Genomic DNA, 9,832 nt, shown 5'->3' with positions numbered 1-9,832 from the left:
GCCGCCGAACAAGCAAAGGGGCCTGGGCGCCCAGCTCAAAGAGCGACACCGGCTAACATCCAAGCTGATTGACGCGCCGCGACAATCAAAAACACAAAACCCTTGATCGCGATAGAAAACGACGGCATCGTCTCAAGTGTCGCGACCAAGGATTCTCATCCTGATTGACGCGCTCCTCGCATCCAGATTGTCGCGCTACATTCTTCGAAGCGGTGCCGCAGTCAGTTCTGTATGACAATGACCGCTGCTTGGTCGCGAAGATCATGCCGAATGGCGAACGCCAGAGAACACAACGGTTCAGCGCAATGCTGTCGCATTATGTGATCCGGGATCGATATGGCCGCCCCGGTAAGGGGAACGATAAAGGCAAGGTGGAGGGTCTCGTCGGCTATTCCCGTCGTAACTTCATGGTGCCAATGCCGCGCTTTGCGAGCTGGGCTGAGTTCAACGATTATCTCGAGGAGCAATGCCTCAAGCGACAGGCTGACATCCTCCGCGGCCATAAGATCAGCATCGGCGAACGGATGCAGGCTGATCTGGCAGCCATGCAGGATTTGCCTGCCGCGCCGTTTGAGGCTTGCGACCTGCGCAGTGGCCAAGTCACATCCACATCTGTGGTGCGCTATCGCGGCAATGATTACTCGGTGCCAGTGGCCTTCGGCCACCGTGAGGTCTGGATAAAGGGCTTTGTTGATCGGGTCGTTATTGGCTGCGCTACTGAGGTGATTGCTGAGCATGTCAGGTCATACGACAAAGACGATATTACTTTTGACCCTGTGCATTACCTGCGGCTGATTGAGCGCAAAATTATGGCCTTTGATCAGGCAGCCCCGTTGCAAGATTGGAACCTACCGGATGCCTTCTCAACGTTGCAGCGGTTGTTGGAAGCGCGGCAGGGCAAGACTGGGAAACGCGAGTATGTGCAGGTCCTCCGTTTGCTGGAACAATATGAGCAGAATGTGCTGCATGCCGCCATCAAGGACGCTCTGCAGATCGGAGCCATCAGCTTTGATGCCATCAAACACCTTGTGCTGTGTCGTGTTGAACGCAGACAGCCTCGGTTGGATTTGGATCTCTACCCCTTCCTACCCCGAACAACTGTCGCCACAACATCAACCGCATCCTACATGAGCCTGCTTGGCGGAGGTGGCGCATGAGCAATGCACCAGAACTGCTCTTGGCAAACCATCTCAAAACACTGCGCCTGCCGACTTTCCTGCGCGAGCATGACAAACTCGCGCGTATCTGTGCCGCCGAAGGCCTGGATCATGTCCGCTATCTGGCTCGGCTGACCGAGTTGGAACTGATCGACCGGGAACGTCGGATGGTCGAACGCAGGATCAAGTCGGCCAAATTCCCTGCCGTCAAAAGCCTCGATAGCTTTGACTTCAAGGCCATCCCCTCACTGAACAAGATGATGGTACTCGAACTGGCGCGGTGCGATTGGATCGAACGGCGAGAGAACGTCATCGAACTTGGCCCATCCGGCACCGGCAAAACCCATATCGCCCTCGGATTGGGCCTGGCCGCCTGCCAAAAAGGTATGTCTGTCGCCTTCGTCACAGCAGCCGCTCTGGTGCATGAGTTGATGGAGGCCAGAGACGAGAAACGGCTGCTGCGATTACAACGCCAGCTCGCAAAGGTCAGCCTGCTGATCATCGACGAATTGGGCTTTGTGCCGCTTAGTAAAACAGGCGCTGAACTGCTCTTCGAGCTGATCTCGCAACGCTACGAGCGCGGATCAACCCTCATCACCAGCAACCTGCCGTTCGAAGAGTGGACGGAAACCTTTGGCACAGAAAGACTAACAGGCGCGCTGCTGGATCGGCTGACCCACCACGTGAACATTCTGGAAATGAACGGCGAAAGCTACCGGCTCAATCAGAGCAAGTCCCGGCTGACCAAAACCTAAACCGCGCCAAGTTGACCTATCGGCCGATGCGCCTCGGAACGTGCTTGCTACTTGATGGCATCACGCCCCAAGGCGCGCCACCAAGTGGCCGACTTTTGCTCCGCCCCATTGGCAGGTTGTTACGCCGCCGTTGACATCTGCTGTGCGTCGGGCTGCCCGTCCTCGACCAAGGGCCTGCTCCAGCTCCCCGTTGGTATGCGCCCAACGGACCCGCTCAACATTCGGATCGGGGTGATATTCGATCTTACGCAGCACCCGCCCGCTGCCATCTCGGCACAGAGCAACGCCATCGCGTTCCGGCAGGCGGCCTTTGGCCTCCTCGTCTGCCTCGCCCAGATCGGCATTGTGGGTGGCGCTGGCACCGACAATGACAGCGGCCTGCCTCTCGAGTACGTCACGGCCCAGCGCAATGCGACCCGCGACAATCAGCGACCCAACACCCTCGAAGGCATTCACGCCCCTAAGGGCGCCGAAGTGGCCAGTTTGGATGCCCCCATCAAGGCTGGGTGGTCTTCAGCCATCACGGCCTCCGACTTCATGGGCAGCAGCAGACCCGTCTCACCCAACGCCATGGCCCGCAGCTTGGCAAACACGGCCAGACAGTCCCGATTGTGCGCCGCCCTAGCCTCGTCCTGAGCGTCTGCCTTGCCGGGGTTGAGCTGCGCATAAGACAGCCGCTTGTCTGCAAGCTGAATGCGGGTGGTGCCGTCACCGTCTCTTGCGATGGCATCCGTTAGCAATTCCAGACTGGGCCACCAGTTCCGCAGCAGGTCGGCATCTGCTGTTGCATCCAGGATAAGCGTGCTTGTCGCCTGCCAACCTTCGTGGATTTCCTTGCGGGTTGTGATTTCGACAGCAAAGCGCCTGATTGGCTGCACAGGTGCTACGACTTAGGGTCTGGACCCATTGAATTCCAAAGCGTCGAACGCCACAAAGCGGACCTACGCTGCGCGACGCCTCAATGGCCGAGATGCGGGACCTTCCGGCCGTTCGCCGCAACCGCGAAATTTCAAGGTTCGCGAGCGCAGCATTTGGCAGTAAGGGCGGAAAGCGGCCCTTCGCCGCAAGTGCGAAATCGAAAGGGACGCTCGAAGAAAGCGGACACTCAGGGCATCGACCAGTTTTTTCTGTCGTGCAACCGCAGCGAAGGTCGGCAGTGAGCCCACTTTTACCGATGCTGCGACACAAACGAATGTCCGCAACGTCGGCAAGGCCTAAACTTCACCACCGGATTGTTCGGTGATACCGATTACTTCATGGGCACTGAAAACGCACCAACACTCTATTCAACAGTATCTCGCCAATTCATCGCGGATTGGCTTGCCGCGTTGCGTCCACTTTGCACAGAGACTGAATTCCGTTCGTTTCTAAAGCGCGCCGACTTGATGGCAGACCAAATGCCGTCACAAGGGCGGGTGACGTTGGACCAAATCGCGTCTCTGTATCAGCTTGCAGCGATTGAGACCGGCGACGAAATGATGGGGCTTTGGTCGCGCCCAATCCGTCCACGTGCCTTGCAGCATCTTCTGACGTCGGTCCGCGAAGCGACGTCTTTGGCGTCTGCGCTTTTTCGGTTTTCGACGTTCTGGAACCTGCTGCTTGATGACTATAAGTTCGCATTGATTGAGGCTGAAGGCGCATTGACGCTGCGGCTGGAACCACAAGGTGATCAGACAGCCCAACGGTTTGGGCATATGCTGATCCTGAAACTGGCCCATGGTCTGCTGTCCTGGCTTGCGCGATACGAGGTGCCTGTCGCAAGGGTCGGTTTTCCCTTTGAGCGGCCCGTGTTCGAAGAAGACTATGCTGTGGTCTTTCCTGCGGCGGTTCAGTTCAGCCAGACAGCAACTTCGATTTCCTTTTCTCTGGATGACTTGGGGACGGTTCAGGCGCGTTCTTCGGCAGATCTGGATCGCTTTTTGGAGAATGCCCCGCGGGATTGGATTTTCACGCGTTCCCAGCAGCACACCCAGTCTTTGCGCGTCCGCACCTATCTGAGCCAGACAGAGTGGAACAACGCGAACCTCACGGGGGCCGCAAGTGCGATGCACATGACCCCACGCACGTTGATCCGCAAGTTAGAGGCCGACGGCACCACCTTTCAGGCAATCAAGGATGCCTTGCGCCGTGATATCGCAATCCGCCACCTGCAAATGGGGCAGCACTCTGTCGAGGCGATTGCGCATGAGGTCGGGTTTTCGTCGGCCGCCAATTTCCATAAAGCGTTTCAAAGATGGACGGGCAACACGCCCAGTTCCTATCGACGCAGGCAACCGGTCGTTGTCTGACTTTGTCACTTTTCGACAATAGGCTGTCACCTCGCGAGATAGAACCACAATTTGGACGGCGCTAACATACAAGAGAAATACTTACTCAACCCAATGCAAATTACCCTATTGCGTTTTACATCCACTTGCCCCCAAAACGGCAAGATACGACAGCGCGCACCTATCAGATGGATCACTCTCATGTCCGATAAACTCGACGCAATTCTGGCCGCAGCCCACACGCACGCCACCGATGTCATCGCACCCAATGTGGACGCATGGAACGCCGCAAAGTCATGGCCGCGCGACGCGTCAAACAAGGCGGGTGCTGCTGGTCTGACTGGGCTTTATGCCCCTGAAGAATGGGGCGGTCAGGGCTTGCCATTGTCGGAAGGCATTCAAGTGTACGAGCAGCTGGGACTTGGCGACGGAGCCTATGCTTTTGCCCTTTCGATGCACAACATCTGCACCTTTGCGGGCTGCGGATACGGGACGGAGGCGTTCAAAGAAAAATGGGCGCGCGATTTGACCTCGGGTCGCAAGCTGGCGAATTTTGCGCTGACCGAACCTCAATCCGGCTCGGACCCGATGAAGATGTACACACGTGCCACGATCAACGGCGACGGCACGTGGACCATTAGCGGATCAAAAGCCTGGGTCAGCCTCGCGACCGAGGCGGACGTCTACTTCACCGTCGTGAAGACCAGTGATGCGCCCGGCCATAAGGACATGGCGATGATCGCCATTCCCGCAGATGCACCGGGGATCAGCTTTGGCCCGCTCTATGACACCCCGTCCTACAACTTTCTGCCCATGTCTGAGATGTATCTCGACAAGGTGGTGGTCAGCGAGGACAACATCATCCTTCCCATTGGTCAGGGCCTGCAAGGGGCGCTGATGGCGATTGATATTGCACGGGTTTCTATTGCGTCTGGGTGCTGTGGATTGATGCAAGCCGCCCTTGATACCGCGCTGTCTTATTCCAAGAACCGTAAGATGTTTGGCGGCAAAAACCTCGATCTCGATGGGATCCAATGGATGTTAGGCGAGGTGGCAACTGACCTTGAAGCATCCAAGCTGCTTTACCGCAAAGCTGCCGAGGCGCTTGGCACTCCAGAGGGCCCTTTGATGGCCGCCCATGCCAAACGCTTTGTCCCTGACGCTGCCGTGAAGGCTGCCAATACATGCACCCAGGTGTTGGGCGGGATGGGTCTCTTGCAGACTTACGGCTTGGACCGTCTTTCCCGGCTGGCCCAAATGCTGCGGATCGTCGATGGCACGACTGAAATCAGCCGCGTCGTTATCGGGCGTGCCTTGCAAAAGCGTGCAGCAAGCTTGCCAGATTTAACGGTGCCCCGAGGGTTTGGTGAGACAGAAGAGGCCGTCGCGGCTGAGTAATCACCCTCAATCGTTAGAGATTGAAAAGCGGTCGTTCATAATCAAATTGTGAACGACTGTTCCGTCCGCACTGCGTGCATTCGGCTCCTTTCTGATTTTGCAGATGCAGCGAACGGCAGGTTCGACGGGCCGCATCGCAGCATACAACATGTTTGGCCAAGGTCCGGTCTGGGCCGTCCACGACAGCGGCCTGTGATTCCCTCTACCTGATTTTCTGCGACCGATCTAACGGCGGTAGAGAGCCCCAAGTGACTGATGCTGCAGCCCAGACCAATGTCTGTTATCCGTCCAATCAGAACTATAATTTCCCCAACCGCTGGATCTCTCTGTGCGTTTCACTTGCCATACTGCGGAGCCATGCGGCAAATCTCTGCACTTGAGGTCTATTTGCGGCATCAGGTCGAAACTGCATCCTGTAGGGATGTGGAGCAACGAGATGCTGAGACGCAGGGAATGGATTGACGATCGAACCGTTTTCTAAATCGCTCAGCACCATGGACAAGCCACACACCAGAAAGCCCACGTTCTGCCGAACCGCTTCCAGTGCAAGCCTAGCATTTGGATAATGAACGCCGCGATCGGGGCCGCTCTCGCGATGACCGAATTTTTGAAACCACTCGACCCACCCAGGATGATCTGAGCTTTCCTGCTGGACCTTCAGATGCAAGAGCGGCATTCCCTCCATCTGGAGGACCGAGTCCCAATCTGCAATACGGCGCGGGTTGTCTGGACCTGTAACGGGCAAGAAGGCGTCAGTAAACAATGGCTCACCAGACCCTTCTCCATAGTCAATGCGAATATCAGGTGCGCCTAATCTCAAAGGAACGTCCCCCGCTCCGTTTATGCAGAACAGGATGTTGGGATGCTCTTCACGAAAGCCGTCAATGCGCGGTGCCAACCACAGCTCAGCCCAATCCGGGTCTGCAACAATCTGTATTTCGCTGACGCGTTGAAAGTCGAGCGTATCAGTTACCCGTTCAAGTGCGGCAAAGGCCAGCTGCAAATCAGCAAGAGCGTGCTCAAGCTGTGGTGTCGGCTGCAAGCCGGATCGCCCCCTCAGCAATAGATCGGCACCGAGATAGTCTTCTAGTGTTCGAACGCGCTGCCCCACGGCGGCAGGCGTAATGCCCAGCGTGTCGGCCGCAGCTTTCAACGAGCCCTTGCGGATTGATAACTCGACGGCCTGAAGCGATTTCAGATGTGTTAGGGTCACCATTACTAAAGTTTATCTTTATGTCACAAAATATCAACGGTCATAAATATAGACTAGCTTTATCACGCTAAAGAAAATTGAGTTTTGAGTTCCGGCGGTGATCGGGCACGATCATGGGGCAACATCAATTGACCCAACACAGGAGATAAAGAATATGGACCGCTTCATCATCGAACGCGACATTCCAGGCATCGGCGAGTTTTCCCTAACCGAGCTGTGCGGTGCAGCTCGCGCGTCAAATCAGGCACTGGCCACGATCGGCCCAAGCATTCAATGGCAACACTCTTATGTGGCGGGCGAAAAAACGTTCTGTGTCTATCTCGCTGAGAGCGAGGAAGAGATCAACAAACATGCAGAACTCAGCGGAATTCCCGTGTCGAAAATCACGAAGGTTTCTCAGGTCATCGATCCATTGACGGCAAACAACTAAGACTCTGATGATTTCACACATACCGACGACGATTTTCGAATGGTCGTCGGAACTTTTTCGCATCGGCCCGACAGAGCCAAGCTACTTTTCCAGTCAAAACTCATACGTTTGTATCACCGGCAACAAACATCGATATTGACCGACCCCCAAAAGAAGCCATTGGAGAAAGTTCTGAAAATTCACACTTTGTCCGCACTGCCGTCGCTCGTCTTCCGGCTCGGCGTTGATTTCGTGTGCAAACGCAGCGAAGGTCGGCAGTGAGCCCTCTTTACCAAATGCCGTCCTGCAGCATTTCGCATGTGCAGGAAATCCAACTTGTTGCGACCGGCCCAGAGCGGACACTGGACAGGACTTCAGGATGCTGCGGTGCGGCCCACCGAAGCGGGCATTCGTGCTGAGCGCAGCAGTTTAGGTCGTCGGGCGGCTTCAATGCGCGGAGTTTCGCGGCGTTTACATATGGCGTTTACTCGTTGGCGGGCCTTGTTCCGCAAATCGACGTGTGCTCTTGTCCTCGCTAGAGTTTGTCGCGCCGCAACTTGGAAGGGGACGTCTGGAAAATGTCTGCAAATCTCTTGGACTTCGTTCCGATCTGGGCACATCTCATGATCGTAAGCGCCGTGATCGGATTTGCTTTGTTAGTTGGCCGCTATTTTGGGCGCAAACACTACCAGCGCTCTAAGGTATCTGAGAAAGGACCTAGCGGCATCCTTGTTGGGTCAATTCTGAGTTTGCTTGCTTTCCTGCTTGCGTTCACCTTTAGCATGGCGGCTTCCAGGTTTGAGGAGCGACGAGAATCAGTTTTGGAAGAGGCAAATTCCATTGGAACTGCCTATCTTCGCGCGGATCTGCTGGCGGAACCGCTGAGGTCAAATGCGAAACACTTACTGAAGCAATATGCTGAAATCAGAGCAACCGTTGCAAGTCCTGGCTGGGCGTATGAAGGGCTTCGAGAATTGATTGGACGATCTGAGAAAATTCAGATTGAGCTATGGGATGTTACCGTTAGTGCTTCGGAAGCGGCTCCCTCAGCGATAACTGGATTGTTCGTTCAGGCAATCAATGAGATCATTGATGTACATGCTAAACGCATAATGCTCGGTACTCGAAGTACGATACCATCCGCAATTTGGGCTTGCCTGTATTTCGTTGCAGCGATTGGTCTTGCTTCGGCTGGGTTTCAATCTGGCGGACAGAAGGCTCGGAATCAGCTTCTTCTGCTTGCCGTTGTCTTGACGTTTGCGCTGGTGCTCACTCTGGTGACCGACCTTGATCATCCCGGGCGCGGGATTCTAATGACGGATCAATCTCCAATGCTGGATTTGGCGGCGAGTTTGTCTGAGGTGCAATAGGATGCTCGGGCAGCGTAAAAAAACCGACTCAAGACGGTTATCAATACACAGAATTCGCCGATTAACGATCGTTTTGCCCGCCCGCCTTCGGCTCGGAGCCGACTTGCGGCGCCGCAGCTCAAAGCCCGGTATCGAAGTCGCCCAATGTCGGCTTCAAACTTCACTGCATGACTTTCTCGCAATTGCAGCGAAAGTCCGCAATCCCCCCCTTGTGCCGACGCCAGCTCCGTCGGGATCTGATTTTCGCACTTGCAGCGAAATTGCGCTTTGTCCGCAGACTGTTAGTTCAGACGCCACTAGATTTTGCACTCGCGGCGAATGTCGGCATTAGGGGCTGCTGACGCAGCATCGAGCGCCACTGGCCAACGGCAGTTGTGGGCCGACCACGACAGCGGCAGGTGACGCCTCCACCGTATTTGCTGCGACCGATCTAACGGCGGTAGAGAGCCCAAAGCATCCGATACTGTGACCAGCGCCTCCTGATGCAAACTGCGGAAGTCGATTTTTCGCTGCGAGTGCAAGGCATGGGTTCTTGCGGTATTGAAGTGGAGATCCGCTAGCCCAAGAGCACGTTGAATGCTTCGAGATGGTACTCGGATCCCGTCAATAAGTTCTGATAAACATCGGCCAGAGCCGTTCCTTCGACAGAAGCCGCAGCCGCAGCGAGATCGATTATGTCCTTTTCCTCGATCGCCACACCCACATTCAGAGCGTCTGTCACCGAAGCAGACCCGCTTTCGATCAGACTGTCGTAGAGAGCTTGTAATTCCTCGTTTTCGAAACTGCCCGGTTCGCTGAAGACAAACTCATCCATGTCGATCCCTAAAGCCTCGGCTTGCGCCTCCAGCGCGGCGAAATGCCGGTCCTCGGAAGCTGCGATGTTATCAAAGATTTTGATGCCGTAGAGGTCGTAAAACGCCTCGTATACGTCTCCTGCAAGCTTTTCCTCCTCCATCAAAAAAAGGAGTTCCGCGACAACGTCATCGCTATAGGTCGTCTCAACGGGGGTCGTGACGGGCTCTTGCGGTTCGGTAGGGGCTTCCTGCTGACCCCGGCCACCAAAAAAACCGCCAGCACCTTTGTGTCCGCCAAGTCCGTTCATCATTTTACGCATGTCGTTATCCATTCCTTCAAGGCGTCATTCAGCCGAAACATATATTATTTTCTGAATGTGTCGCCAATGTACTAGGCAGCGGACTCATAAAACTCGATCCACAGCCTGACGGATGCCAGTTTGATCATCGACAGGAAATTGCGTGATGT

The 9,832-nt window shown here is 55.4% G+C and carries 9 protein-coding genes and 1 pseudogene; 6 read left to right on the top strand and 4 right to left on the bottom strand.

What is annotated here, in order from left to right:
- Positions 1-200: 200 nt before the first annotated feature.
- Positions 201-1,157, top strand: a pseudogene (locus LC354_RS24160) (Mu transposase domain-containing protein); the annotation flags it as partial.
- Complete coding sequence (istB, locus tag LC354_RS24155) at positions 1,154-1,912, top strand: IS21-like element helper ATPase IstB (protein WP_223428536.1); 759 nt, start codon at positions 1,154-1,156, stop codon at positions 1,910-1,912. The pseudogene LC354_RS24160 and the gene istB, both read left to right, overlap by 4 nt.
- A 60-nt stretch (positions 1,913-1,972) precedes the next feature.
- Here the strand turns inward: istB and LC354_RS24150 are convergent, their stop codons facing one another.
- Both LC354_RS24150 and LC354_RS24145 read right to left on the bottom strand, forming a co-directional pair.
- Entirely contained in the window at positions 1,973-2,368 is a 396-nt protein-coding gene (locus tag LC354_RS24150; RefSeq protein ID WP_223428535.1) for a hypothetical protein, read from the bottom strand.
- Entirely contained in the window at positions 2,365-2,790 is a 426-nt protein-coding gene (locus LC354_RS24145; protein ID WP_223428534.1) for a hypothetical protein, read from the bottom strand. The genes LC354_RS24150 and LC354_RS24145 overlap by 4 nt, the downstream gene beginning before the upstream one ends.
- 378 nt (positions 2,791-3,168) lie before the next feature.
- On the opposite strand from LC354_RS24145, the gene LC354_RS24140 reads away from it, so the two are divergent.
- Positions 3,169-4,200, top strand: a complete 1,032-nt coding sequence (locus LC354_RS24140; protein WP_223428533.1) for a helix-turn-helix domain-containing protein — start codon at positions 3,169-3,171, stop codon at positions 4,198-4,200.
- Positions 4,201-4,380: 180 nt separating this feature from the next.
- Positions 4,381-5,577 carry an acyl-CoA dehydrogenase family protein gene (locus LC354_RS24135; RefSeq protein WP_223428532.1) on the top strand — a complete coding sequence of 399 codons (1,197 nt, stop codon included), beginning with the start codon at positions 4,381-4,383 and terminating at the stop codon, positions 5,575-5,577.
- Positions 5,578-5,875: 298 nt separating this feature from the next.
- Here LC354_RS24135 and LC354_RS24130 read toward each other — a convergent pair whose 3' ends face one another.
- Positions 5,876-6,793 carry a LysR substrate-binding domain-containing protein gene (locus LC354_RS24130; RefSeq protein WP_223428531.1) on the bottom strand — a complete coding sequence of 306 codons (918 nt, stop codon included), beginning with the start codon at positions 6,791-6,793 and terminating at the stop codon, positions 5,876-5,878.
- A gap of 151 nt (positions 6,794-6,944) precedes the next feature.
- Here LC354_RS24130 and LC354_RS24125 point away from each other — a divergent pair, with 151 nt between their 5' ends.
- Positions 6,945-7,220 (top strand): DUF4242 domain-containing protein, encoded by a 276-nt coding sequence (locus LC354_RS24125; RefSeq protein ID WP_223428530.1) that lies wholly within the window; start codon positions 6,945-6,947, stop codon positions 7,218-7,220.
- A gap of 557 nt (positions 7,221-7,777) precedes the next feature.
- Positions 7,778-8,569 (top strand): bestrophin-like domain, encoded by a 792-nt coding sequence (locus tag LC354_RS24120; protein WP_223428529.1) that lies wholly within the window; start codon positions 7,778-7,780, stop codon positions 8,567-8,569.
- A gap of 556 nt (positions 8,570-9,125) precedes the next feature.
- Here the strand turns inward: LC354_RS24120 and LC354_RS24115 are convergent.
- Positions 9,126-9,683 (bottom strand): DUF2202 domain-containing protein, encoded by a 558-nt coding sequence (locus tag LC354_RS24115; protein WP_223428528.1) that lies wholly within the window; start codon positions 9,681-9,683, stop codon positions 9,126-9,128.
- Positions 9,684-9,832 lie beyond the last annotated feature (149 nt).

Origin of the sequence: Tateyamaria pelophila (genome assembly GCF_019966495.1) — a bacterium.
GTDB lineage: Bacteria > Pseudomonadota > Alphaproteobacteria > Rhodobacterales > Rhodobacteraceae > Tateyamaria > Tateyamaria pelophila.
This window is presented reverse-complemented; position numbering and strand designations above follow the sequence as displayed.

Excerpts from the sequence above, each read along its gene's own strand:
- LC354_RS24135 (WP_223428532.1), top strand. The coding sequence starts at position 4,381 with ATGTCCGATAAACTCGACGCAATTCTGGCCGCAGCCCACACGCACGCC.
- LC354_RS24130 (WP_223428531.1), bottom strand. The coding sequence starts at position 6,793 with ATGGTGACCCTAACACATCTGAAATCGCTTCAGGCCGTCGAGTTATCA.
- LC354_RS24120 (WP_223428529.1), top strand. The coding sequence starts at position 7,778 with ATGTCTGCAAATCTCTTGGACTTCGTTCCGATCTGGGCACATCTCATG.
- istB (WP_223428536.1), top strand. The coding sequence starts at position 1,154 with ATGAGCAATGCACCAGAACTGCTCTTGGCAAACCATCTCAAAACACTG.
- LC354_RS24140 (WP_223428533.1), top strand. The coding sequence starts at position 3,169 with ATGGGCACTGAAAACGCACCAACACTCTATTCAACAGTATCTCGCCAA.
- LC354_RS24125 (WP_223428530.1), top strand. The coding sequence starts at position 6,945 with ATGGACCGCTTCATCATCGAACGCGACATTCCAGGCATCGGCGAGTTT.
- LC354_RS24115 (WP_223428528.1), bottom strand. The coding sequence starts at position 9,683 with ATGCGTAAAATGATGAACGGACTTGGCGGACACAAAGGTGCTGGCGGT.